Source organism: Paraburkholderia sp. PAMB 6770 (assembly GCF_057748135.1).
This window is the reverse complement of record NZ_CM173239.1, coordinates 617,176-643,375: the sequence shown is the minus strand read 5'-3', so window position 1 is coordinate 643,375 and position 26,200 is coordinate 617,176. Positions and strand designations below refer to the sequence as shown.

At 68.3% G+C, this 26,200-nt stretch carries 16 protein-coding genes; 7 read left to right on the top strand and 9 right to left on the bottom strand.

The annotated features are described in order from the left end of the window. The first annotated feature begins 151 nt into the window (after positions 1-151). The 3 genes from rpoD (at position 152) to AC3AP7_RS20320 (ending at position 3,445) form a co-directional block, all read left to right on the top strand. Entirely contained in the window at positions 152-2,143 is a 1,992-nt protein-coding gene (gene rpoD, locus AC3AP7_RS20330) for an RNA polymerase sigma factor RpoD (protein WP_487364365.1), read from the top strand. 80 nt (positions 2,144-2,223) lie between these two features. Then, complete coding sequence (locus AC3AP7_RS20325; RefSeq protein WP_487364364.1) at positions 2,224-2,640, top strand: lysozyme inhibitor LprI family protein; 417 nt, start codon at positions 2,224-2,226, stop codon at positions 2,638-2,640. 178 nt (positions 2,641-2,818) lie between these two features. Further along, positions 2,819-3,445, top strand: coding sequence for a helix-turn-helix domain-containing protein (locus tag AC3AP7_RS20320; protein ID WP_487364363.1), 627 nt, complete (start codon positions 2,819-2,821; stop codon positions 3,443-3,445). Between the two features lie 42 nt (positions 3,446-3,487). Here AC3AP7_RS20320 and AC3AP7_RS20315 read toward each other — a convergent pair whose 3' ends face one another. Beyond that, positions 3,488-4,612, bottom strand: coding sequence for a 4-hydroxyphenylpyruvate dioxygenase family protein (locus AC3AP7_RS20315; protein WP_487364362.1), 1,125 nt, complete (start codon positions 4,610-4,612; stop codon positions 3,488-3,490). Positions 4,613-4,791: 179 nt separating this feature from the next. Continuing rightward, a complete protein-coding gene (pcaQ, locus tag AC3AP7_RS20310; protein ID WP_487364361.1) occupies positions 4,792-5,769 on the bottom strand; it encodes a pca operon transcription factor PcaQ in 978 nt (325 codons plus the stop codon). Positions 5,770-5,874: 105 nt separating this feature from the next. Here pcaQ and pcaH point away from each other — a divergent pair, with 105 nt between their 5' ends. Both pcaH and pcaG read left to right on the top strand, forming a co-directional pair. Continuing rightward, a complete protein-coding gene (pcaH, locus tag AC3AP7_RS20305; protein WP_487364360.1) occupies positions 5,875-6,579 on the top strand; it encodes a protocatechuate 3,4-dioxygenase subunit beta in 705 nt (234 codons plus the stop codon). Positions 6,580-6,582: 3 nt separating this feature from the next. Continuing rightward, entirely contained in the window at positions 6,583-7,173 is a 591-nt protein-coding gene (gene pcaG / locus AC3AP7_RS20300) for a protocatechuate 3,4-dioxygenase subunit alpha (protein ID WP_487364359.1), read from the top strand. Positions 7,174-7,196: 23 nt separating this feature from the next. On the opposite strand, the gene AC3AP7_RS20295 is transcribed toward pcaG, so the two are convergent. Both AC3AP7_RS20295 and AC3AP7_RS20290 read right to left on the bottom strand, forming a co-directional pair. Then, entirely contained in the window at positions 7,197-7,778 is a 582-nt protein-coding gene (locus AC3AP7_RS20295; protein ID WP_487364358.1) for an NnrU family protein, read from the bottom strand. A gap of 210 nt (positions 7,779-7,988) precedes the next feature. Continuing rightward, positions 7,989-8,252: an H-NS family nucleoid-associated regulatory protein gene (locus AC3AP7_RS20290; protein ID WP_487364357.1), complete on the bottom strand. Its 264-nt coding sequence runs from the start codon at positions 8,250-8,252 to the stop codon at positions 7,989-7,991. 369 nt (positions 8,253-8,621) lie between these two features. On the opposite strand from AC3AP7_RS20290, the gene AC3AP7_RS20285 reads away from it, so the two are divergent. Next, on the top strand, positions 8,622-9,263 hold the full coding sequence (locus AC3AP7_RS20285; RefSeq protein ID WP_487364356.1) for a LysE family translocator: 642 nt from the start codon (positions 8,622-8,624) through the stop codon (positions 9,261-9,263). Between the two features lie 35 nt (positions 9,264-9,298). On the opposite strand, the gene AC3AP7_RS20280 is transcribed toward AC3AP7_RS20285, so the two are convergent. From AC3AP7_RS20280 to recC, 4 genes are all read right to left on the bottom strand, one after another. Next, positions 9,299-10,972 (bottom strand): acyl-CoA synthetase, encoded by a 1,674-nt coding sequence (locus AC3AP7_RS20280; RefSeq protein WP_487364355.1) that lies wholly within the window; start codon positions 10,970-10,972, stop codon positions 9,299-9,301. Between the two features lie 212 nt (positions 10,973-11,184). Beyond that, the gene (gene recD / locus AC3AP7_RS20275) at positions 11,185-13,326 is read right to left on the bottom strand and encodes an exodeoxyribonuclease V subunit alpha (RefSeq protein WP_487364354.1); all 2,142 of its coding nucleotides are present in this window, start codon (positions 13,324-13,326) and stop codon (positions 11,185-11,187) included. After that, positions 13,323-17,246: an exodeoxyribonuclease V subunit beta gene (gene recB, locus AC3AP7_RS20270; protein WP_487364353.1), complete on the bottom strand. Its 3,924-nt coding sequence runs from the start codon at positions 17,244-17,246 to the stop codon at positions 13,323-13,325. Before recB ends, recD begins: the two co-directional genes overlap by 4 nt. Continuing rightward, positions 17,243-20,848 carry an exodeoxyribonuclease V subunit gamma gene (gene recC, locus AC3AP7_RS20265; protein WP_487364352.1) on the bottom strand — a complete coding sequence of 1,202 codons (3,606 nt, stop codon included), beginning with the start codon at positions 20,846-20,848 and terminating at the stop codon, positions 17,243-17,245. The genes recB and recC overlap by 4 nt, the downstream gene beginning before the upstream one ends. 537 nt (positions 20,849-21,385) lie before the next feature. Here recC and alr point away from each other — a divergent pair. Further along, a complete protein-coding gene (gene alr, locus AC3AP7_RS20260; RefSeq protein WP_487364351.1) occupies positions 21,386-22,453 on the top strand; it encodes an alanine racemase in 1,068 nt (355 codons plus the stop codon). A 50-nt stretch (positions 22,454-22,503) separates the two neighbouring features. Here the strand turns inward: alr and AC3AP7_RS20255 are convergent, their stop codons facing one another. Then, positions 22,504-25,617 carry an autotransporter family protein gene (locus AC3AP7_RS20255; protein WP_487364350.1) on the bottom strand — a complete coding sequence of 1,038 codons (3,114 nt, stop codon included), beginning with the start codon at positions 25,615-25,617 and terminating at the stop codon, positions 22,504-22,506. Between the last annotated feature and the right edge of the window lie 583 nt (positions 25,618-26,200).

The window sequence follows — 26,200 nt, the reverse complement described above, 5'->3', positions numbered from 1 at the left end:
CCCGCTGCGAGCGGGCCAATCTTTTCGCTCCCTATCCGAGCACTGACAAACTTTCCGGCTGCAACAGTCACGGCCGTGACCGTTGCAGCCTTGCCCCTGCGCGTGAGCGTCGCGACCCGCGCCTCATTGCGAAGCCTTCGAGGAGAAGATATTGAACCCATTCGATCGGGACGATTCCGCAGACAGCACGGCCGGATTCAACATCAAGGTTCCGGCCGGACGCAACGCCAAGGGCAAGAATGCAGGCAAGGCGCTCCCGGCCGCAGCCGACGCCGCTCCCCAGCCGGTCGAGGAACAGCAGCGCCAGATGCGCGCCCTCATCCAGCTGGGCAAGGAGCGCGGCTATCTGACGCACGCGCAGATCAACGATCACCTGCCCGACAACTTCGCCCAGACGGCTGCGATGGAAACCATCGTCGCGACCTTCAACGACATGGGCGTGGCCGTCTACGAAACCGAGCCCGACGCAGAAGCGCTGCTGCTGAACGCCAACTCGCCGATCGACTCGGACGATCAGGCCGATGAGGAAGCCGAAGTCGCGCTGTCGACCGTCGACTCCGAATTCGGGCGCACCACGGACCCGGTGCGCATGTACATGCGGGAAATGGGCGCCACCGAACTGCTCACGCGCGCGGGTGAAATCGCCATCGCCAAACGTATCGAAGACGGTCTGAACGAGATGGTGCAGGCCATCGCCGCGTGCCCGTCGGCGGTCGCGGCCATTCTCGCGAGCGCCGAGCAGATCGCGGCCGGCGAGTTGCGCATCGACGAACTGATCGACGGTCTGAACGACAGCGGCGACGAAGCGCAGGTCGAGGACGAAAGCGCCGACCCGCCCGCCGAACTCGAAGCCGAAGCCAGCGACGACGACAGCAGCGATGATGACGACGACATCTCCGCCGACTCCAGCGGCATGGACGAAGCGCGTCTGAAGAAGCTCACCGCGGACTGCCTCGACATTTTCGCGCGCGTGCGCGCGCGCTTTGCCGACGTCACCGCGCTGCAGGCGAAGGGCGACACGTCGTCGGCCGCCTACCGGCGCGCCTGCACCGACATCCAGCAGGAACTCGCCGCACTACGCTTCACCGCGCGCACCATCGACCGCCTGTGCGGCAACGTGCATAACCGGGTGACGGAAGTGCGTGCCATCGAACGGCGCATCCAGCAGATCGTGCTGGAGCGCAGCGGCATGCCGCGCGAGCTCTTCATCGACACGTTCCCCGGCCACGAAACCGATCTGGACTGGACGATGCGCATGGCGAAGAAGTCGAAAGACTTCGGCCCCGCGCTCGAGCGCCACCTGCCCGCGATCCAGGCCGAGCAGCAAAAGCTGATCGCGATCGAGGACGTGGTCTCGCTGCCGCTGCAGCGGCTCAAGGAAATCAATCGCAAGATGGTCGCCGCCGAGGCGAAGATGCGCAAGGCGAAGAGCGAAATGATCGAGGCGAACCTGCGCCTCGTGATCTCGATCGCCAAGAAGTACGTGAACCGCGGCATGCAGTTCCTCGATCTGATCCAGGAAGGCAACATCGGCCTGATGAAGGCCGTCGACAAGTTCGAATACCGGCGCGGCTGGAAGTTCTCGACGTATGCGACGTGGTGGGTCCGGCAGGCCGTCACGCGTTCGCTCGCCGATCAGGCGCGCACGATTCGCGTGCCGGTGCACATGATCGAGACGATCAACAAGCTGAACCGGATCTCCCGCGAGATCACCCAGCAGACCGGCCTCGAACCGCATCCGTCGGTGCTCGCCGAGCGCATGGACCTGACCGAGGAGAAAGTGCGCAGCATCCTGAAGATCGCGCGCCAGCCGGTCTCGATGGAAACGCCGATGGGCGAGGACGGCGATGCGACGCTCGGCGACATGATCGAGGACACCGGCGTCACCTCGCCCGCGGATGCCGCGGTGCAGGCGAATCTGCGGCTCGCGATCGACGACGCGCTCGACTCGCTGTCGCCGCGCGAAGCAAAGGTGCTGCGCATGCGCTATGGTCTCGACACCAAGTCCGACCACACGCTCGAAGAAGTCGGCAAGCAGTTCGACGTGACGCGCGAGCGGATTCGCCAGATCGAAAGCAAGGCAATGCGCAAGCTGATGCATCCGAGCCGCGCAGACCGCCTGCGCTCGTTCCTCGACCGCTGACGCGCACCGGCCGGGCGCGCCGCGCATTTGCCCTGGAGCAGGCGCCCGCGCCCACCGTCCTATACATCAAAGGATTGCCCGTGAAGTTCCTGCATAGCGTCGCCGCCCTGCTGCCCCTCGTCGTGATGCCGCTCGCGGCCCACGCTGCCGATTGCAGCCATCCGTCAGGCGGACCCGGCATGTCGAGTGCGCAGGCGAGCTTTCAATGCGCCGAACAGGTGCGCATTCGGGACGACCAGCAGCTCGACGGCCTCTACAACAAACTGCTCGCCACGCTGCGCGACGATCCGCGTCTGCATACCCATCCGCGCGAAGACCTGACCGCCGCTCACCGCGCGTGGCTCGCCTACCGCAACGCGGAATGCCAGTTCCGCATCAGCCTCGCGAGCGGCGCGCCGCAATGGGCACAGGTGAATCATTCGCAATGCCTGTCGAACCTGACCGAGGCGCGGATCAGGACGCTCGCTGACTATCTGCAGCAGGCCCAGGGCGAATAGCCGAATGAGCGGGCGCGGCTGCGCCCGTTTCCGATCCGAAAAACCGCGGCCGGTCCTGGCCCCTCCCGATCCCACATCGGCCGCGCACAAAGCCCGCCCTCGGCGGCGAGTCGCGCGAACGGGGTGTTATGATCGGAAACACCGCGCGCCGGCAGGCGCTTTTCCCTGCTTCACGTCCATGGACACTCACCTCACAAAACCCGCCGAACCGTCGACCCCGGATCTGGGCCGGCGCGTGAGGGCTGCGCGCCAGGCGCAGGACCTGACGCTCGAAACGGCGAGCAGGCTATGCGGCGTTTCGCGCTCGACCCTCTCGAAAGTGGAAAACGGGCTGATGTCTCCCACGTTCGACGTCTTGCAGAAGATCGTGCTCGGTCTGAAGATCGAAATCGGCGAGCTGTTCGGCTCGGCGCCGATTGCCAGCGCCGGCGGCCGGCGCGCGCTGACCCGCAAGGGCGCCGGCCAGCGTCACGCGTATCGCGGCTACCAGATGGAGCTGCTCGCCACCGACCTCGCGCACAAGGCGATGTTGCCGTTTCGCATCCGCATTTCCGCGCATACGCTCGACGCGTTCGACGACTGGGGACGCCACGAGGGCGAGGAATTTCTCTACGTGATCAGCGGCAGCGTGTGCCTGTATTCCGAGCTTTACGCCCCCACGCATCTGAACGCGGGCGACAGCATCTATTTCGACAGCCGCACCGGTCACGCCGCCATCTCGACCAGCGAAGAAGACGCCGAGGTCCTGTGGATGGCCACCCGTGCGGACGTCCCGCTGCCGCCGCCCGAGCCGCCGCGCACCTAGATCGGCTGCATCCGCGCAGCGCCGGCGTCCGGCGGCCCGGCTTCAGGCATCGCGCGCCTGCGCGAGCGCGGCGAGATTGCCTTCGCCGAACCCGTGATGCCCTTTGCGCTGCACGATCTCGAAGAAAATCTCGCCCGGGCCGCGACGCACGAACGTCTGAAAGAACAGCAGCGGCACGCCGTCGGCGCCCATCTCGCCATCCACCAGAATGCGGCCGCGCTGGAGCCGCGCGAGATCGAGGCCGTGCCCCGGCAGACGCGCATCGATCTGTTCGTAATAGCGCGCGGGCGGCTCGACCATCTCGACGCCATTGGCCGCGAGCCGCTCGACGCACGCGACGATATCCGCGGTCGCGAGCGCGATGTGCTGGACACCCTCGCCCGGATGATCGGGCAGATACGCATGCATCAGGTCGGTGCGGCGCGTGCCCTCCTCGTACAGCGGGATGCGGATCGCGCCGCACGGCGACACCATCACGCGCGAATCGGCGCTGATGTGCCAGTTCGCGTGCAGCTCGCGGATTTCGCGGAAATTCAGCAGATCGTGATAGAAATCGAGCCATTCCTGCATGCGGCCCGCGCCCACCGTCTGCGTCAGGTGATCGACCGCGATCAGGCCCGTGCCCACGTGGCTCAGGTCCGCCTGAGCGGTGTCGATCTCGATCGGGCGGAAATCGATGTCGAAGATCGAGATGTCGCCGACGCCGCCGCGCAGCCCGCCGCGCCCCCGCCAGCGGTCCACGAAGTACATGTGCGAATCGCCGATGCCCTGGATCGACGGAATCACCAGTTCGCCCTTGCCCACGCGCTCGCCTTCGAACGACCACGCGCCCAGCCCGATCGCGCGCTCGTACGCCGCCTGCGCATCCGCCACGCGCAAGCCCAGCGCGCAAATGCCGGCGCCATACTCCTGCGCGTAACGCGCGGCGAACGAGTCCGGCTCCGCGTTCAGGAGGAAATTCATCTCGCCCTGACGATACAGCGTGACGTCCTTGCTGACGTGGCGTGCGATCGGCTTGAAACCGAGCTGCCCGAACATGCGCGCAAGCGCCTGCGGATCGCGCGCGGCAAACTCGACGAACTCCAGTCCCGCCGTACCGAGCGGATTGTGCAGCGGATCCGCCGCGGCCTTCAGGGCGTCGCTCCGAGAAGGCAGGTCGCTGGGCATGGCTATCTCCTTTCAGGTACGTTCGTCGCCGCCAACCATGTCGCATGTGCGCTGCGCTCGCACACCGGTACGCGCGGCGCATGGCTTGCGCACCGTGTTTGTACACCGGGTGGGGCGCCGCGCGCAACCGAATTTTGTACCAGATAGTTCACATTGGAGCCCCCGCGGCCGCCCGCGGATCAGCGCGGTCTGCCGCGCCGCTTCGGCTCGTGACTGTCCGCATGCTGCGCCATCCGCTCGCGCGCGACCGCGCGCAGCGCCTCGATCAGCGCCCGCCCGACCGGCGAAGGCTGCGTGTCGGAACGGCGAATCAGTCCGACCGGCTCGTCGGTCCCCGCAACCGGCAGCGGCACGCGCACGAGCAGCCGGTGAGCCAGTTCGTATTCCACTGCGCTTTGCGGCACGAGCCAGAGTGCGTCGTTCTCGAGCGCGAGCGCGCGCCCCGTCGACACTGACAGCACCTCGACAAAAGCCGGCAAGGGCAGAACGCCCCACGCGGCCAGCAGGCTGTCCGCGGATTGCCGGATCAGCGTGCCGAACGGCGGGACGACCACGGTAAAGCCGTCGAGCCTTGCCGCCGGGGACGCGCCGTCCGACGCGAGCGGATGCCCGGCCCGCACGACCGCGATCAACGGCTCGCTGAACAGCTGCTCGAAACTGAGACCGACCGTGCGTTCCGGATCGGCCAGCCGCCCGACCGCAAACTCGATCTCGCCGGCCTTCAGCCGCTCCAGCAATTCCGCGTTCGCTCCGGTCGCCAGACGCACGCTGACACGCGGCCACTGCTGCGCGAAACGCCTGAGCACCGGCGGAATCAGCGCGCCGGCGACGGTCGGCAGCACGCCGATCGACAGCGTGGCCGACGCCGCGCCCTCCACCTGCGCGAGCAGGTCCACCCCCTCGCGCAGCGCGCTGACACAGGCGTTGGCGTGCGGCATGAACAACTGACCTTCGCGGGTCGGCACCGCGCCATGCCGGCCGCGCTCGAACAGCCGCACACCGAGGATCGCCTCCAGCTCGGCCACCGTTTTCGACACGGCCGGCTGCGTGATCGACAGGCTGGCCGCCGCCTTCTGCACGCCGCCGAACTGCGCGACCGCGAGAAAGCACTGCAGGTGACGGAACTTGACGCGGCTATCCGCAAGACTTCTTTGCATAACAGACTGTTATACGAATAGCAATAAAACATCATTTTGCATAACTTCCTGGATTAGATAAAGTCCGCTCATACCCGTATCAATCCGATCCCCAGGAGACACCGCATGGACGAGCCGACGCTCACCCCGCGGGACTTCGCGTCCCATCCCGCGTACCTTCATCCCGCCTACCGCTCGTCCGTGAAACGCGGCCCGACGCGCCCGCTGATTCCGCTGAAGGAAAAGCTGCGCGACCAGCGCGTGCCGGTCTATGGCGCCGAAGACCTCGGCCCGCTCGACCACGACCTGACGCGCAACGCCGTGCGCAATGGCGAACCGCTCGGCGAGCGCATCATCGTCACCGGCCGGGTGCTCGACGAAGGCGGGCGGCCGCTGCGCAACACGCTGGTCGAGATCTGGCAAGCCAACGCGGCGGGCCGCTATGTGCACAAGGCCGACCAGCACGACGCACCGCTCGATCCGAACTTTCTCGGCGCGGGCCGCTGCCTGACCGACAACGAGGGCCGCTACCGCTTTCTGACGATCAAGCCGGGCGCGTATCCGTGGGGCAATCATCCGAACGCGTGGCGCCCGAACCACATCCACTTTTCGCTGTTCGGCGAGTATTTCGGCTCGCGCCTCGTCACGCAGATGTATTTCCCCGGCGACCCGCTGCTCGCCCACGACCCGATCTTCCAGGGCACGCCCGAAACAGCACGCGAGCGCCTGATCTCGCGCTTCTCGCTCGACACGACCGAGGAAGCGTACGCGCTCGGCTACACGTTCGACATCGTGCTGCGCGGCCCGAACGAAACCCCGATGGAGCGCTAAGCCATGACAGCCCTGAAACAAACGCCTTCGCAAACGGTCGGCCCGTACTTCGCGTACGGCCTGTGCCCCGAGCAATACCATTTCGACCTGAAGAGCCTGTTCACGCCGGCGATCGCCGACCATGACGCGGCCGGCGAGCCGATCACGATCGTCGGCCAGGTATTCGACGGCGACGGCAACGTGGTCGGCGACGCGATGCTCGAAATGTCGCAGGTCGATAGCGAAGGCCGCTATCCGGCGTCCACGGCGCAGGCAAGGGCGAGCGGCTTTCGCGGCTTCGCGCGCGTCGGGACCGGCACGGATCCGCACCAGCGCTTCGTCGTCGACACGGTAAAGCCGGGCCGCGCGAGCCCGGGCGACGCACCGCATCTGAATGTGGTCGTGACGATGCGCGGCATGCTGCTGCACACGTTCACCCGCATCTATTTCGAAGACGAAGCCGCCGCCAACGAAGCGGACCCGGTCCTCGCCGCCGTCCCCGCCGAGCGCCGCCATACGCTCCTCGCCCGCCGCGTGCCCGGCACGAACCGGCCGGTTTACCGTTTCGATATCCGCATGCAGGGCGACGGCGAAACCGTATTCTTCGACCTCTGAGACCGCGCGGATTCAGCCGCGCTTCACGCGAGCGGCTGCACGCCGATCAACAGTCCGTGCAGCCAGAACGCAAAGATCGCCCACACAATGGCGCCGCTCACCACCGCCATCAGATCCTTGCGCAGCGTCCCCGGCGGATAGGTCGTGCCGAGCAGGCGGTCGCGGCGGCGCGCCGCCGCGTAATCGACCACCGCCCAGACGAAGAACGCGCCGAACAGAATGACGTCGTCCAGCGTTCCGTTGGCCAGCAGATGCCCGAATGCCCACAGCCCGACCCCGGTCACCATCGGGTGCCGGAGCCATGCCTTGAAGTGATTGCCCGGAATGTGCGCAGCCGGAAACAGGATGAACGCAATCAGCGTGAACAGCGCCGTCAGATGCGGCGCCCAGACCGGACGCGCCCACAGCACCACCGCCGGTTCGCGGCGCGCGAGCGCATAGCCCCAGATCACCAGCACGAGTCCGATGATGGACACGAGCGAATAAAGCGCCCGCCAGCGCCGGGCGCCGAGTTGCTCAATCTGTCTGTTGCGCCAGGATTCCGCGAAGATGCGAACCGAATGAAGACCCAGGAACACCACCAACCCGACAATCAGCAACCGCATGGCCAGCTCCTTGAGAGGGGATGTGACGAATCGCGGCGATTGTCGCTCAAGCAGATGACGTTGCCAATCGCGGGCGCGAGCGCAGGCGGGCCGCGCCGGCTGGCGCGGGGCAGCGGAATGAAACAGGTGGGAGGACAGGCGGTGGCGGTGGCAGCAGCAGCGGCGCATTCACACGCGGCGCGACGTGCGCCAGAACGTCAGCGCATCGCGTCAGCAGCGAAAGTGATCGATACTCTGGCCGGCATGGATCGCGCGCGCGAGCCAGTCGGGCTTGTCGCCCTCGCCGTCCCACGTGTTGCCGTACGCGTCACGGTACCGGATGGCCTTCGTCGCGGCCGCGTCCGCGGCCATTGCCGCCGCCAGTGCGTCCAGCGTAATGCCGTATTCGTCCATCCTGCGCCGTATCCACACGACGAGGCGCTCACGCGCGTTTCCATCGAGTTCGAACACGCGTTGTTCTTCTCGCTCTTTCATAACGTACCGATGTCGCGGCTGATTCTGCGCGCTTGAGGAAAATAAAACGTTTCGCGGGGAAACCCGTAACCGATAAAAGATTCGCGAAAGCCGGATGCCGCGCACGCATTGAGGGCACGCCGCCGGCCGTGGTGCACGGCGCAATGTGGGTCGAACACGATGTCCGCTCGCTGAGCGGCACGAACTTTTGCCGGTTCGGTCTTCGCTTTGCGGCGACCGTTTTAGCGTTTATGCATTGATTTTAGCATCCATTTTCCGGATCGCACGGCACACGCTGGCAAGCACGCGCGCGCACCGGCGCAATCCCCCGATTTATCGTGCTATTTTAGCGGCTCATCGCGTCTTTTCATCCCCCACCGGAGCATTCCGATGTCAGCCAATACCGCCATTGTGGCGATCCTTGCCGCACTGATGCTCGGCGCGATGAGCCCCGGGCCGAGCTTCGTCATCGTCGCGCGTACCGCGATCGGTCTATCACGTCGTGATGGACTCGCGACCGCGCTTGGCATGGGCATCGGCGGCGTCTGCTTCAGCGCCATTGCGTTGCTCGGGCTCTACACGTTGCTGGCGGCCGTCACGTGGCTGTATGTCACGCTGAAGATCGCGGGCGGCCTGTACCTGATCTGGCTCGCGTCGAAAATCTGGCGTGGCGCGGCCACCCCGCTCACGGTCGACATGGCCGCCGCCGGCGCGCCGCGCGGCCGCCCGAGCAAATCGTTCTGGATCGGCCTGAGCACGCAGTTGAGCAACCCGAAAACCGCGGTGTACTACGGCAGCATCTTCGCGGCGCTGCTGCCTCAGCATCCGCCGCACTGGTGCTACTTTGCGCTGCCGCCGGCGATCTTCGCGATCGAGGCCGGCTGGTACACGATCGTTGCGTTGTGCTTCTCGAGCCGCGCGCCGCGCGAATGGTATCTGCGCGCGAAAGCGTGGGTCGACCGCGCCGCCGCCGGCGCCATCACCGCACTCGGCCTGCGCCTGATCGTCGCCGCACACCGCAGCGGCCTCTGACATCGAGCGCGCGGCGCTCGCTGCGCCCGCGCCGCTCAGGATCCGGGCTGTGCCGCGTCGCCCGCCTCGCCCGCGAGATCGATCGCGCTGCCCGACTTCACGCGGGCGCGCAGTTCGAACTTCTGGATCTTGCCGGTCGAAGTCTTCGGCAACTCGCCGAAGCGCACCGCCTTCGGCAGCTTGAAGCCGGCGAGAAACTGCCGGCAATGCGCGAGGATCTCGTCCTCGCTCGCGCTGCATCCGTCCTTCAGTTCGACGAACGCGCACGGCACCTCGCCCCACTTCGGATCGGGCATCGCCACCACGGCGGCAACCGCGACCGCCGGGTGACGGTACAGCGCGTCCTCGATCTCGATGCTCGAAATGTTTTCGCCGCCGGAAATGATGATGTCCTTGCTGCGATCGCGAATGCGGATGTAGCCGTCGGGCATCGTCACGCCGAGGTCGCCGGTATGGAACCAGCCGCCGCGAAATGCGTCGTCGGTTGCGCGCGGGTTCTTCAGATAGCCCTTCATACAGATGTTGCCGCGGAACATGATCTCGCCGAGCGTCTCGCCGTCGCGCGGGACGGCCTCGAGCGTCTCCGGGTCGCGCACCGTGACCGCCGCCTGCAGGTGATACCGCACGCCCTGGCGCGCGTTGAGCCGCGCGCGCTCGTCGTCGCCGAGCGCCTCCCAATCGGCCTGCTTCGCGCAGACCGAAGCCGGTCCGTAGACCTCGGTCAGTCCGTAGACGTGCGTGAGGTCGAAGCCGATTTCCTTCATCTTCGCGATCACCGCCGGCGCGGGCGCGGCGCCGGCCACCATCGTCGCGACGCGATGGGCGATCCCCTCGCGCCACGCGGCCGGTGCATTGGCGAGCGCGCCCTGCACGATCGGCGCGCCGCAGTAATGCGTGACCCGCTCGCTACGGATCAGCTCGAACACGGTCTGCGGATCGAAGCGGCGCAGGCAGACGTTGACGCCGGCGCGCGCCGCGACCGTCCACGGAAAGCACCAGCCGTTGCAATGAAACATCGGCAACGTCCACAGATACACCGCGTGCTTCGGCATGTCCCATTCGAGGATATTGCTGAGCGCGTTCAGGTAGGCGCCCCGGTGATGGTAGACCACCCCCTTCGGATCGCCGGTCGTGCCGGACGTGTAGTTCAGCGCGATCGCATCCCATTCGTCGGCGGGCGGCTGCCAGGCGAATTGCGGATCGCCGCCGGCAAGGAACGCTTCATAGTCCACCGCGCGCGGAAAATCGCGTGGGTCCGCCGGCATCGCATCGGCGACGCTGATTATTTTCAGCGCGGGCGATTCCAGCGACACGCGGCGCGCGAACGACGCAAACTCGGTATCGACGATCAGCGCCTTCGCATCGCCATGCCGCAGCATGAACAGCAGCGACGCCGCGTCGAGCCGCGTGTTCAGCGTATTGAGCACCGCGCCCGCCATCGGCACGCCGAAATGCGCGTCGATCATCGCCGGGATATTCGGCAGCAGCACCGCGACCGTGTCGCCGCGTCCGACGCCGGCTTGCACCAGCGCGCTCGCGAGGCGCCGGCAGCGCGCGTAGGTTTCGCTCCAGGTCCGGCGGATCGCGCCATGAACGACAGCGGGCCGCTCGCCATAGACCTCCGCCGCGCGGGCAATGAAATCGATCGGCGTGAGCGGCACGTAGTTGGCTTCCCGGCGGCCCAGCCCGTCTTCGAACATCGGCACCATCGCATCGTCTCCCCGGGAGCGCCCGGCCCCCTCTCGTTTTCGGCCTTGCCGGCGTACCGCGCCCGGCCGTCGCGCGGATGACGCGGCCGGCCTTCGGGCATCCGTCATCGTGCATCGCCGCCCATCGGCAGATCGTACTCGCGCGCCGCGCGCGCGAACACCGGGAATGCGCGCAGCGGTTGCGCTGCATCAGCCCCACGCGCGCGCGCCGGTCAGCGCGCTTCCTCTGCGCCATCCCACCCGGCCAGCAAGCCGCTCGCGCGCTGCACGCGCGCCGCCACGGCCCGGTCGAGCACCGGGCGCCCTTGCGGCAGCACCAGCGTCAGGAACGCGCGCGCGCGCGTGATGCCGGTGTACACGAGCTCGCGCGTCAGGATCGGGCTGAAGGTGTCGGGCAGCGCGAGCGCCGCGTGGGCAAACTCGGAGCCCTGCGACTTGTGAACGGTCAGCGCCAGCACCGTCTCGACCGCCTGCAAGCGGCTCGGCAGCACCCACTTGATGCTGCCGGAGCCGTCGCTTGCCGCGAACGCGACGCGCAGCACCGTGCCCTGCTGCGCGCCGCCGGGCAGTTCGAGCGTGATGCCGATATCGCCGTTCATCAGACCCAGCTCGTAGTCGTTGCGGGTCACGAGCACCGGCCGCCCCGGATACCACTCGCCGCGCGGCGCGATCAGCCCGGCTTCCTGCAGCAGACGCGCCACGCGGCGATTCAGTCCGTCCACGCCCCATGGCCCGCGCCGCAGCGCGCACAGCAGCTGGAACTCGCCGTGTGCTTTCAGCACCTCGGCCGCCCATGCGTCGAATGCGGCCGGTTCGGCGTTGCGCGGCGGCGCGCCGCGGCGCATCGTTTCGAGGTAGTGGCGGTAGCCATGACGCGGACGCGCGAGGTCGCCATTCGCGTCGAACAGCTGCGCGGACGGGGCCGCGCCGTTGTCGCCGTCGATCACGAGCGCCTTGAACGCCGCGTCGTCGCCGGCAGGGCAGACGAGCAGCGCCAGATCCGCGTGCCCGTGCGACCAGATACGCGCGACCCGCGCGGCATCCCCTGCGTTGACGAGCGCGGCGAGCTGGCCAATGCCGCTGTGCGCCGAGAAGCGATGGCTCTCGCGCAGCATCGCGACCGCCTGGTCGAGCGCGGTGCCGTGCGCATCGAGCATCGTCTCGTCGATCCGCTCGCCGGTGGCCGCCTCCAGCCAGGCGCGCGTCGCGGGCGTGTAGTGGCCCTGCGCGGCACGCGCGCAAAGCTCGCCGAGCACCGCGCCCGCCTCGACGGAGGCAAGCTGGTCCTTGTCGCCGAGCAGGATCAGGCGCGCCGAGGACGGCAATGCGTCGAGCACGGCGGCCATCATTTCGAGGTCGACCATCGACGCCTCGTCGATCACGAGCACATCGACCGGCAGCGGATTGCCCGCATCGTGGCGAAAGCGCCGGCTGTCGGGACGCGTGCCGAGCACCCGGTGCAGCGTCGCGACGACGGTCGGGATCGCCGCGCGCACGGCCGCGCCGTGCGGCAGCGCGTCGACCGGCAACTGCGCGACCGCCCCCGCGACCGACGCGTTCAGCCGGGCCGCCGCCTTGCCGGTGGGCGCCGCCAGCCGGATCCGCAGCGGCCGCGCGGGGCGGCCCGCGTCGGCGGGCTGCCCGAGCGCGAGGGTCTGCAACAGCGCGAGCAGCCGCACGACCGTGGTCGTCTTGCCGGTACCCGGCCCGCCCGTGACGATGCTGAACGCGCTGCGCGCCGCGAGCGCGCACGCGAGCTTCTGCCAGTCGGCGCCGGGCGCCTCGCCGCTGCGCGGCGCAAACAGGACGTCGAGCGCGGCGCGCACCGCATCGGTCTGCAGCGACGCTTCCGTCTGCGCGGACGCCGCGAGCCGTCGCCCGATCGCCGCGCGCACGTCCTGTTCGTACTGCCAGTAACGGCGCAGATAGAGGCGCGTGCCGGCGCGCACCAGCGGCGTGTTGCCGGCGCCGGCGCCGACCAGGTCCGCTGCGTCCAGCGCATCGAGCCAGGCGGCGAGCGTCACGCCGTGCAGGACATCCGCGGGCAGCGGCTGCGCTTCGAGGTCGTCTGCATCGAGCGGCCCGTCGGGCGGCAGCGACAGCGCAAACGCGGGGTCGTCCAGCGTCGCCTGCAGATCGAGGCACGCGTGGCCGCGTCCGAGCTGGTGGCTCGCCAGCGCGGCGGCCAGCACCAGCAGCGGCGTCGCCTGCGGCGCTTCGCGCCACAGGAAGCGCGCGAGGCTCGTGTCGAGCGGGCGCAGCCAGCCGCGCGCGACCCACTGGTCGAGCACGTCGAGCATGCGCGACGTGTCGCGCTGCGCCGCGCGGACGGTTTCGGTCGGGCGTGTCGTCATGCGGCTTCCCCGGGCGCCGTGGCGGCGCTGCCGCCTCCCTCGAACAGGTCGTCCAGCGCGTCGATCAGCGCGCGCGGCGGACGCTCGACATGCAGCCCCTGGCCGGGCGCCGCGCCGCCGCGCAGGAACAGATACACCGCGCCGCCGACATGGCGGTCGTAGTCGTAATCGGGCAGGCGCACTTTCAGCAGCCGATGCAGCGCGAACAGATACAGCACGTACTGCAGTTCGTAGCGCGATGCGAGAATCTGCGCGCGCATCCGGGCGGGCGTGTACGCGTCGTCGTCGGGTCCGAGCCAGTTCGACTTGTAGTCGGCCACGTAGTAGCGGCCGTCGTGCTCGAAAACCAGATCGATAAAGCCTTTCAGCATGCCGTTCAGCCGGGTGGGTTCGAGCGCCGGACGGGCGGCGCCGCCGAGCGTGCGGCGGGTGACCTCGGCATCGAGCGCGAGCGTGTCGACATGGTGTGCGGACAGCCAGAACTCCATTTCGGGCAGATACGCGCCGAGCGCGGCGAGCGTCACGGGCGCCACCGCGCCGCCGTCGATCGCGGGGAGCGCGAGCGGCGTCCCGAGCAGGTGCAGCAGCCAGCCGGTCAGCGGTTCGATCCAGCGCGCCCAGCCGCGCAGATGACAGCGCCGCGCCACCGTATCGCGCACCCGTTGCGGATGCGCGGCAGCCTTCGCGAAGCCTTCGTTGGCCGCCCACTCCATCAGCTCGTGCAGGAAGCTGCCGGCATCGGCGCCCCGCACGAACGCGTGCAGGCCGACGCCGCGCGCAGGCGCCTCGCGTGCGGCGTCGACCGCATCGCGTATCTCGGCCTCGCGCAGTTCGTGAAAGACGTCTTCGCTGCGCGTGTCGGGTGCGCTTCGCGCGGGGTTCGAGGCGGATGACGCGAGCAGTGGCGCGAGCGGCAAGGCAAGCGTTGGCGTAGGCGTTGGCGTTGGCGTTGGCGTTGACGTAAGCGTTGGCGTAGGCGGCAACGCAGCCGAACGGCTGGCGTCGTCCGCATGCGGACCGGACGCCGTGCGCAAGCTCGAATAGCTCGCGATCCACCAGTGCTCGCGCACGGCACGCGTCAGCGTGCGCGCCGCGCCGCGCGCCTGCCGTGCGTCACGCGGCACGTACGGATCGGCGCTCGCAAGCGGCGCCTCCACGACGTCGATTTGCGTGCAGTCGCCCCGCCAGGCCGCGAGCTGTCCGGGCAGCGCATCGGCCGCGACCGGCTGACCGCCGCCCAGCAGATAGCCGAACGCGCTTAGCTCGATCGCCTGAATCGGCGCGATGCCGACCCATGTGGCGTAGCGCGCGCGCGTGAGCGCCACGTACAGCTTGCGCAGATCCTCGCCGAGCCGCTCGCGATCCACACGGGGCAACACGTCGGCGTCGCCGATCGCGATATGCAGCGCGCCGTCGGCATCATGCCATTTCAGCGGCATGTCCGAGACTTTCGCGGGCCGGAACGCGCACGCGAACGGCAGGAACACAAGCGGATATTCGAGCCCTTTGGACTTGTGCACGGTGACGATCTGCACGAGCCCCGCATCGCTTTCGAGACGCAATTGACGCGCATCGCCGCCCACACCGCCGCTCTCGGCGCCGCATTGCTCGTCGAGATAGCGCAGCAGCGCGTGCTCGCCGTCGAGCTGCGTGCTCGCCTGCTGCAGCAGTTCCGCCAGATGCAGCAGGTTGGTCAGCGCGCGCTCGCCGCCGACGGCCGCTCCCGCGTGCTGCCCGAGCAGGCGCTGCGGCACCCGAAAGTCGCTCAGCAAACGACGCAGCATCGGCAGCACGCCCTTGCTGCGCCAGCAGTCGCGATACGACCTGAACTGCAGCACGCGTTGCTCCCATGCGAGTTCGTCGTGGTTCAGCGTGTCGAGCGCGGCCCAGTCGAGCCCCAGTGTCGCGCCTGCGAGCGCGGTGCGCACGAGCCGGCCGTCATCGGGATCCGCGCAGGCCGCGAGCCAGCGCCGCAACTCGGCCGCCTCCTCTGTCCGGTACACCGAATCGCGGTCCGACAGATAGACGCTGCGCACGCCGCGCTCCGCCAGCGCGGCGCGAATCGCGCGCGCCTCGTTGCCGTTGTTGACCAGCACCGCGAGATCGGCGGGGCGCAGCGGCGCGATGCCCCGCGCACCGGCGAACCCCGCTTCGCCGGCTTCGCCCAGGTTCAGCAGCCGCACCATCTCGGTCGCACAGGCGGCCGCCATGCCGCGCAGATACGCGTCGCGGGTGAGCGGCCGGCCGTCCTCGCCGCCGCGCAGCCACCAGGCGGTCAGCGCGGGCACGGCGGCGCCGCGCACCTGCAGCGCGTCGTCACGCCCGTAGGCGTCAGCCGGGATGAACGGCAGCGGATTGTGTGTGCCGTGTGCGCCGTGTGCGCCATCCTCGCGGTCCGCGCCGCGAAACAGGAACGCACCCTCGCCGCCCTCCCGAGCCTCCGCCGCCTCGAAGCAGCGGTTGACCGCGGCCACCATCTCGCGCGTCGAGCGGAAGTTCGTCTGCAGCGTGAACAGGCGCCCCTCGCAGGCGCGACGCGCCTTCAGGTACGTATAGATGTCCGCGCCGCGGAATGCATAGATCGCCTGCTTCGGATCGCCGATCAGCACGACCGCGGTCTGCGGGTCGTTGCGCTCGATCCGGTAGACCGCATCGAAGATCGCGTACTGAACCGGATCGGTGTCCTGGAACTCGTCGATCAGCGCGACCGGGTACTGCTGCCGGATCAGTTCGGCGAGCCGCGCGCCGTTGGGCGCGTGCAGCGCCGCGTTCAGGCGCGTGAGCAGATCGTCGAAGCCCATCTGCGAGCGCCGCGCTTCCTCCTCGGCAAAACGCTGCTCGGCCCAGCGCGCCGCGTGACACAGCAGGTCCCGGTAAGCGCTCGGGGACGCCGCGAGGCGCGCGCGCAGCGACGCCAGCGCGACGAACGCCGGATGCGCGGGCGGCTCGCCGTCCAGCCAGATCTGCGCAAGGCCGTCGGGGGTCAGGCGCGTCCACACCGCGGCGCTGTCGTCGAAATCGGGCCGCTGCAGCGCGGGGTCGCGCGCCCAGTCGCGCAGCTTGCCGATCCACTTCTTGCTGTTCGGCGCGTTCAGACTGGTGGCCTTGAACCGCTTGTGGGCGCGCGCGTCGTCGAGGAGCGCCTCGATTTCGTCGCACCAGCGCGGCCAGTCGGCTTTCAACGCGTCGAGATGGGCGCGCTGCTGCGCGCGCGCCTGTTGCAGCGCGTCGCGGGGCGCGGGCGCGTCGGGCAATTGCGCCGCATGCCCGACGAGACCGCGGATCGCCGCCTGCAGCGCGGACGGACCGGCAAACCATTGCCGCACCTCGGCGGCGGCCTCCGCGTCGAGCGGCGCGAGAAACGTGCGCCAGTAGTCGCGCACGACTTCGGCGCGCAGTTCGCTCTGGTCGGTTTCGAGGGTCTGCGAGAACAGGCTGTCGCTATCGAATGCATGCTCGCTCAGCATCCGGTTGCACCAGCTATGGATCGTCGATACCGCGGCTTCGTCCATCCATTCCGCCGCCAGTTGCAGGCGGCGCGCGCAGGCCGGCCACTGCTGCGGCGCATAGTCCGCGCGCAGATCGTGCAGCAGATCCTCGCCGGCGCCGCGCGGCGCGACGTCGTCGGGGTCCGCGCGGAAGTAGCCGGCGGCCTCGGTCAGGCGCGCGCGGATCCGCTCGCGCAGCTCCTGGGTCGCCGCATCCGTGAAGGTCACGACGAGGATGTCCGGCGGCGTCAGCGGCTGCGACGGTTCGTCCGCGCCGCGATGCCCAAGCACCAGGCGCACGTACAGCATCGCGATCGTGAAGGTCTTGCCGGTGCCGGCGCTCGCCTCGATCAGGCTGCTGCCGTGCAGCGCAAAGCGCAGCGGGTCGAGGACCTCGGCGGCCGCGCGGGCTGGAACCGGTCCCCCCGTCATGGCCGCGCTCCCGGTTCCGCGCCGGCGGCGGCGGCCTCGTCCGCTGCGCCGCGGCCGCGCGCCGGCGAGACCGGTATCGCGCGCTGCAGCGGCAACAGCAGCGCGCATGCGAGCGCATCGAATTCGCCGCTTGCGGCGAGCGCCGCAAACTCAGGGAACACACGCTGAAGATACAGATTGGTGTCGCGCTCGCCCGGCTGAAGCGGCGCGCCGTCGTAGACGGCGCGCGCCGCCTCGTACGCATCGGCGCATTGCGCGGCACCGGCGCCGGGCGGCACGTCGGCCGCGTCCGGACGCCTGCGCAGCCACGCGAAGGCCGACTTGACCGCGAGCGGCAACGGCCGGCGCATCCCGTCGTCCCAGGCGTTCATCAGCGTCAGCAGATGCGCACGCGCCGCTTCCACGGCAAGCGGAGCAAACTCGACGCTGCCCACCTTGCCGACGATCACCGTCGTCACCACGCCGGGCGCAACCTGCGCCGCGAGATGCCCGACCCAGTAGCCGATCAGCGGCTCGCCGCGATACTTGCGGTCCTTGATCAGCGCGCCCGGATCGAGGAACACCCGCGCGCGCGCGCCGCCGTCCCCGCCGCGCAGCTCGCCGATCCAGTCCTCGACGCCCAGACCGCGCGGACCGCCGTCCACGCGCAACGCGTACTGCGCGTCGAGCGGCTGCGGCCAGCGCGCGAGTTCGGCGCGATAGCGGGCGAACAGATCGGCCATCGGCGCGAGCAGTTCGGCCCCGATCACCTCGCCGAAGCCCCCGCCCGCGAGGCTGCCGCTCCGATGCATGCGCGCAAGGCGCTGCCGCGCGGCGGGCTGCAGATCGTCGTCGCCGCGCGCGAGCGCTTCCGCCTGGGCGCGAATCAGCTCGCTCTGCAATTGCCACGCTTCGAGCGCATCGACTTCGAATGGCTCATGATCGTCGCTCGCCGCGTCGTCGGGCGTGAACGCGACGCGCAGGCGCTGCTGGAAAAACGCCTTGACCGGATCGCGCAGAAAGGCCGCGAGATCGCGCAGCGACAAAGGCTCGTCGCGAACCGCCGGCGCCAGCGCGGCCGCGCTCTGCGCCGCGTCGCGCGGCGGCGCGTCGCCCCATTCGCTCGCATAGGTGAACAGCGCGGACGCGCGCGGATCGGCGGGAAAGTACGCCGGGCTGAACGGTTGCAGCCGGTGCTCGACGGTCAGCGCCGCAAGCAGCGCGCCGCTGTCAGCGCCGGCAGCGCCCGCGAGCCGCCAGCCGGCTTTCAGATGATCGCGCAACTGTCCAACCAGCACGGACGGCGGACGCGGCGTATTGTCGTGGACGCTGCGCCCGACCCACGAGATGTGCAGATGCTCGCGCGCGGACAGCAGCGCTTCGAGAAACAGATAGCGGTCGTCCTCGCGCCGCGAGCGGTCGCCGGGCCGGTAGTCCCGGCGCATCAGATCGAAGTCGAGCGGCATCCGGCTGCGCGGATAGTCGCCGTCGTTCATGCCCAGCAGGCCAACGAAGCGAAACGGGATCGCGCGCATCGGCATCAGCGTCGCAAACGTGACCGCGCCGGCGAAAAAGCGCTGCGACAAGCCGCCGCCCTCGAACTGCGCGAGCCAGTAGTCGCCGACGATCGACAGCGGCAGCGCGTCGGTGAGCGCGGCTTCGTCGCAGGCGTCGCGCCAGGCCTCGAGTGCGACGTCCAGCCGCTCGATCGTATAGGCATCCTCGCTGTCCTCGGCCGCGAAGAATGCCGCTTTCAGTTCGCGCAGCCGCGCGCACCAGGTCTCGACGGTCGCCGGCGTGCGCAGCATCTGCCATGCCCATTCGAGCGCGTCGACGAGGCGCGCGAGCGGGCCGAGCAGCGCCGCGTCGAGGCCGCCGATCTCCGCATACGGCTCGATGTCGCGCCAGGCGCCGGCCCGCTCGCCGCTTGCGTAGCCGAGCAGCATCCGGCGCAGGCCGAACGCCCAGCTGTTCGGCGCGTGCGCGCCGTCGCCGGGCGGCAGTCCGAGACTCGCGCGCTGCGCGGCGTGCAGCCCCCAGCGGATGTTCGCGCCGCTGATCCACGTATGCAGCTTCGGCAGATCCTCGCTGGCGATGCCAAAACGCGCGCGCACGGCGGGCACTTCGAGCAGATCGAATACGTCGCCGGCGGTCACGCGCGACTGCGGCAGCGCCAGCAGCATTTCGAGCGCGCCGATCAGCGGATCGATCGCGCGCTGCCCGCGATCCGCGACGCTAAACGGGATGAAGCGCGGATCGTCATGATCGAGCAGACCGAACACGGCCTGGATGTGCGGCGTGTAGACCTCGATATCCGGCACCATGACGATCACGTCGCGGGGCCGAAGCGTCGGGTCGGCTGCGAACGCGGCAAGCAACTGGTCGTGCAGGATCTCGACCTCGCGCTGCGCGCCGTGCGCGACGTGAAAGCGGATCGACCGGTCGGTCTGCGGATCGACTTCGGGCCACTGTTCCCGGGTCTCGTGCAGCGGACGCAAGTCGCGGATGTCGTCCTGCAGTTGCTGCAGCAGCGTCACCGCGTCCTCGCCGTCGAACAGGTCGATCCGCTCGCCGATACCGGTAAAGCGCTGCGCGTAGCGCTCGCGCGCCTCGGCGCTGTCGTACTCGTCGAGCAGCCCGATGAAATCGCGTCCCTGCTTGCCCCATGCCGCGAGCAACGGCTGTGCGTGCAGATGGAGCGAGTCGGCGGCGGGCGCGGCCGGCGCGCCCACGCGCCGCCGCTGCCGCGAACGTTGCGCGCGCAACAGGTCCTGATCGGCGACGATGTCGGCCCAGTAGTGCGCGCACGGGTTATGCACGCACATCAGCACCTGGGTCCAGCGCGACAGCGCCGCCAGCACCTCGACCGCCTGACGCGGCAGGCTGGAGATGCCGAAAATCGTCACCCGGCGCGGCAGGTGCCGCGGACGATCGCCTTCAGCACGCTGCGCGGCGGCGCGCATGAACGCTTCATGCACGGCGGCGCGTCCCCCGTGCGACACGCCGGCATCCGCCGGCCCGTGCGCGCGGACGTCGTCGAGCAGCGCACGCCAGAGGGCCGCCTGCCAGCGGTCGTCGTCGGCGAGCGGCGAACGGTTGCCGCGCGCGTCGATCAGCACGTCCTCGCCCGCCGCCCATGCGGCCAGCCAGTCGGCACGGTAGACCTGATACGGGTCGAACAGGTCGGCCACGCGCTGCGCAAGCTGAAAGCGCTTGCGCCGATCGCTATCGTGCGCCATGAAGCGCTTGAGCGGCGCATAGCCGGGCGCATCGAGCAGCGTCGGCAGCAGCCGCGTGAGCCGCCAGACGAGGCGCGACTTGTCGAACGGCGAAACGGCCGGCACCGCGTCCTCGCCGAGCACCGCCCGATACGCCTGCCACTGGAAGCTCGCCGGCAACAGCATGTCGAGCGCGGCCGAGATGCCGCAGCCGCCGTCGCGCGGGTCGGCGGCGAGCGCCAGCTTCAGCCACTGCGCGATGCCATTGCTGTGAACGAGGATCACCTCTTTCTCCAGCGGCGCGAGCGGGTGTTGCCGGATCCAGTGAACCATCAGGTCGCGCAGGCGCTCCGGCTGGTTGCCGTGGACGAGCATCAGGCCTGCGGGAATCGGGTCTGCCGTCAAACAAAGCTCCGTCGAGAGGCGTGGGCGGGTCGCGTGGTGAAATCGTGTTGCCGGGCGGCAAGCGAAACGCGCGGCGTAGATAGGGCGGCGGCACGCGGCACGCGGCACGCGCCGGGTCCGGCAAAGCCGTCATGTTACGGCATCGCTCGCGGCTGCGGATCGGGCGGGTCGGCACACGGTTCGGCACGATTCATCCGGTACTCGCCGGCACACCCGGACATGATGAAACAAAACAGGATGAAATACTGAAATTTGTTAAAAATACGATAACAAAAACTGCATATCGACCGATAACATAGCTGCCGAATCTGCCTCAAGGCATTTCCGACAGCCTCAGCTGCTCCGTCATGCCTCAGCGGCCTGCCTCAGCGACCGGTCATGAACGCTCGAACCGGGGTTGAGCGTGTTGCCCGAACCGCGAGCGCGGCTTCGATTGCCGGCGAATCGTCACGCCAGCACTTCGTTGTCCGAATTGAATTGCGCACGCATCGCAAGACGATGTGTCCTTGTCACGCCTGTTTTCCTTCGACGCCGACCATGCCACGCCCGATCATCGCTCAAGTTCATCCGGACGCCATCCGCCATAACCTCGATGTGATTCGCCGCACCGCGCGCGGCGCGCGCGTCTGGGCGGTCGTCAAGGCGAATGCGTACGGTCACGGCATCGAGCGCGTTTATCCGGCGCTCGCCGCAGCCGACGGCATCGCGCTGCTCGATCTGGACGAAGCCGTGCGCATCCGCGCGCTGGGCTGGAAAAAGCCGGTTCTGCTGCTCGAAGGCATCTTCAACGCGGCCGATCTCGCGCTCGTGGATGCGCTGCAACTGACGGTCACCGTGCATGGCGACGACCAGCTCGCGCTGATCGCGGCGGCCCAGGTCTCGCGCCCGATCGCGATCCAGCTGAAGATGAACTCGGGCATGAATCGCCTCGGCTTTCAGCCGCAGGCATTTCGCGCCGCATGGGAACGCGCGCGCGCGACCGGCTCGATTGGCGACATCACGCTGATGACGCATTTCGCGAACGCCGACGCGGACGATCTCGACTGGCAACGGGAACGCTTCGATGCGGCCACGCGCGACATCCCCGGCGCGCGCAGTCTCGCGAACTCGGCGGGTGTGCTGTGGCATCCGCGCACGCATCGGGACTGGGTACGCCCAGGCATCGTCCTGTACGGCGGCTCGCCGAGCGGCCGTGCGCGCGATATCGCGGACGTGGGCCTGCGGGCTTCCATGACGCTCGCGAGCACGATCATCGGTACGCAAATCCTGTCGGCGGGCGAAACGGTGGGATACGGGCGGCGTTTTACCGCTGACGACAGCATGCGCATCGGTATTGTGGCGTGTGGCTACGCGGACGGGTATCCACGGCATGCCCCCACCGGAACCCCGGTGGCCGTGGACGGGGTGATGACGCGCGTCGTCGGCCGCGTGTCGATGGACATGCTGACGGTCGATCTGTCGCCGTGCCCGGCGGCAGACGTCGGTTCGCGCGTCGAGCTATGGGGGGAGCAGGTGCGCATCGACGACGTTGCGCAGCCCTCGGGGACAATCGGCTACGCATTGATGTGCGCGCTGGCGCAGCGGGTTCCCGTCGAGACGGTGTGACCGGGACAAAACGGGCGCCCGCAGGCGCCCGTCGTTTCCGCGATGACGCGTTACCAGCTATAGCGATAGCCGAGGTTGCCCCGCACGCCTTCGGTCGTCTGACCGCCCAGGTTCTTCGCATAGCCAACGCTTGCGTAGAGTTCGCCGCGCTTGCCGTATGCCACGCTCAGGCCCACCCCGACGTCGAACCATGTCCGCGCGTAGCCCGGATTGAACGACGTGCCGCCGACCACGGTCTGCCCGGACGGCAGGAAGTCATGCAGCAGGTTCGCCGTGAAGTACGGTGTCGCCGCTCCCGTGCGCGTTTCGGTATACATATCGGGCCGGAACAGACGGAACCCGAGACGGCCGCGCAATGCGTTCGTCGTGGTAGCGGACACCGACGATACGTTGTCGTCGAAACCGCCCAGGTTCAGATACTGGTACGCAAGCTGCACCTGCGGCTCGAACGCGAGCGGCAGATGTCCCACCTGAAACGGCTTGCCGAACTCCTGCGAGACCGCGAAACCGTAGCCGTTCTGAACCGGGCTGTTGCCGCCGACGTCGCTGTAGTGATTACGATAGTGCGTGATCTGAGCAACGCTGTCCGCGTAGGTGCCGTCGCCGAGGTAGCGCGTCCAGTAGCCGCCGACGCCTTGCATCTGCGTCTGCACCGAACCGGTTGCATTAGCCAGGCCCGCCATGCTGCGCGCATCGTCGGAGAAATCCGCCGATGCGCTGCCGAGCGTCACCGTGACGCCCGCATGCGTGCTGCCGCCCTGCGCGGGCGTCGACAGCGTCCAGTCCTTGCCGAACTGCGCGAAGAAGGTGCGGCTGTCGGACGAGAACCGGTCCATTGTGCTGTCCCGCTGATTTTCGCCGTCGATACGGCCCCACACGCCGTCGCGATTTGCATCCTCCGCGCGCACCGCGCCGGGCACGTCGCCCACGCGCCGATGCAGCGTGCCCAGCATCGAGAAGCCCTCATCGAGGTTCAGGTGCGGCGCCATCACGTAGCCGACCACGCCCGGGCGGTATGCGAGCGGTGCCGCAGACGCGGGCTGCGCGCTGCTGTCCGCCACGCCCTGACCGCCGCTTTCGTTGGACACCGGGGTCTCCAGCGTCGAGCGCAGGTACCAGTTGCCGTTGGATGCATCGGTGTCCACCCCGCCCTTGTAGAGCGTGTACTGATAGGCGCCGGCCTGGATCGCGCCGGTCTGGCTGAAGGTGCCGTTCGACGCGCCGTCGACCTGTACCAGCTTGATGCCGTCACCGGTGGTCTGCGCGCCGAGCCCCTGTGCATTGACCACCTGCACGTTCGTGCCGCCCGAGGTCGCCCCCTGCACATGGAGCAGATCGGTCGCCGACGACGAGTCGCCGAGCGCCGTGTTCATGACCAGCAGGCCGCCGTTGCCGGCGTAGTCGCCTGCCACCGTCAGCACCGTGCCCGGCGCCGTGCCGAAGTGCACCGTGCCGCCGTTGTTCAGGCCCGCGACGGTCTGGTTGAAGCCGTTCAGGTCGAGCACCGCGCCGCCGGCCACCGTGAAGTTCGATGCCGCGCTGAACGCGGCGGCCGCGCCAGCCTGCAACGTGCCCGCCGCCACCGTCGTATCGCCCGAATACGTGTTCGCGCCGACAAGCGTGAGGATCCCGTCGCCCACCTTCGACAGCGCGCCGGCCCCACCGATCGGCGCGCCGAGACTCACGTCGAAGCCATTGGTGTCGACCGTTGCGCCGCCGGCGGCCAGCGTGACCGCATCCAGATTCAGCTGCGCTGCCGACATGTAACGCAGCGTGCCGTTGTCGAACGTCAGGGATGTGAGGTTCGAATCACCGGTAAGCTGCCAGACCGAACTGTTCTGCAATGTCGCATTCAGCGTCGAATTCGAGTCAGCGTATGACGTGCCCGTCAGATTCGACGCGTCGGCGACCACATTGAGCACGGAGCCGAGGTTCGATGACGCGCTGGTGTCGGCGTCCATCAGATAGCCTGCGGGGGCGTTCACCGACGAGCTGTTCAGCGTGACATCCAGCACCCCGCCGTTCGCATGGATTCCGTTCGCCTTCATCGAATTCAGCGTGCTGTTCGTGAAAGTGGCGGACGCGGGCGTCGTGACGTCGTACGTCCAGCCCAGCACCGCGTCCGAGCCGGCACCCCGCGTGATCAGCGCACTGTCGGACACCGAAACGTTGGCGCCGGACGCAACCTGCACCGCGGGCGAGCCTTGCCCCGACGTATTGATGGTCAGACCGGATGCAGCGAGCGACGGCGGCGTCGTGCCGGGGTCGCCGGAGGTCTGCGGCATGCCGGCGACCAGAATCGCAGGGGAGGCATTGCCCGTGGTGGAAATCACCCCGCCGGCGTACTGCACCTGCGCCCCGAACTGCGCAGCCGCGCCGGGGCTGGTGGCGCCATTCGTGTACGTGCGCACGTTCGTTGCATTCAGCGTGGCGTTGTCCGACGCCAGGATGCCGTATGCGCTCGTGCCGCTCGTGAGTACCGTGCTGTTCGAGATGTTGGTGACGTTTTGCGTCGAACCGTTGCCGACCACGCCCTGTACGCCGATCTGTACGCCACTAGAGTTATCGCCCGACGTCTGCAGCGACACGTTGTCGAGCGTCATCACGCCGCCTTGCTGGTTGAAGGCGGCATTGCTCGAATCCCCGGTCGTGAATACCGAGGTGCCGCTCGCCGACAGATTCGCGCTCGTGCCGATGTTGTACAGTCCGTGCGCATACTGGCCGCTGGTGTCCACCTCGCCGTCCTGCAAGGTGACATTGCTGTAGCTGTTCGCCTCGACGCCCGGCGCCTGGCTGCCGGAAGTCTGGACCGTGACGTTCTCGGCGCTGATCGTTGCGGTGCCGGCCGCGGCGCTGCCGGAAAAGCCGTAGATGCCGACCGACTGGGCCCCGCCGGTCGTGACCGAGCCGCCGCTCATCTGGACGGTGCCGCCGTTCGACACGTACACGCCTTGCGCGGAGCTGCCCGTGGTCGTGACGCTGGTCCCCGTGGAGACCAGCGTGCTGCCTTGCGTGACGTAAAAGCCGTAGCCAGGAAAGAAATTCGCTGTCGTTGAAAAGTTGAGGTTGGTGACCGAACTGAGCGAGCCGTCGGTCACCGACACGCTCTGCGCATGCACGGCGTTCGCCACCAGCAACAGGGCAGCCAGCGCGGTGCCCTTCATCTGAAGCCGACAAGGTGTCTGTATCTGAATATCTCTCACCACTTTATCTCTCAGGAAAACTTATTTTTAATCCCGACGGTTAGACCGCATCGAGCCTGTTGAAGCGAAGGAGATGGTGAACGAGTCCGGCCTCGATTCCTATCTGACAAGTTCGAAAATGAAATTTTTGTTGCGGCTGTGACAAAACTGTCCGTTCGGACTATTAAATTTTCTGACCGATTCTGCATAGCGCCGGCCGGTCATCCCGAAGAAAGCGCCGCGCATGCCCGCGTTCATCCCCTCGATCATGCCCGCGACCGGCTCGCACGACGCGGCGCCGCCCGCCGCTGGCCGCGCTCGCCGGTTTGCGCCGCAGCGTCGTACGCAGGGGTTCGCACCCCAGTATTTCGGCCATCGCGCCGCTGTATGCCCGCGCGGCGCCGACAGGATTTGCTGACAGGGTTCGGTGTTCGGAGGACGCTCCGTTTAGGACTGGTCTTAATCATTCCGGGCTGGGATCGCTCCAAAGCCGATGGTGAGGCACTTCCGGAAATCCGATACTTCCACCAGAACGAAACGGAAGCAGATTTAAACGCTGCTTACG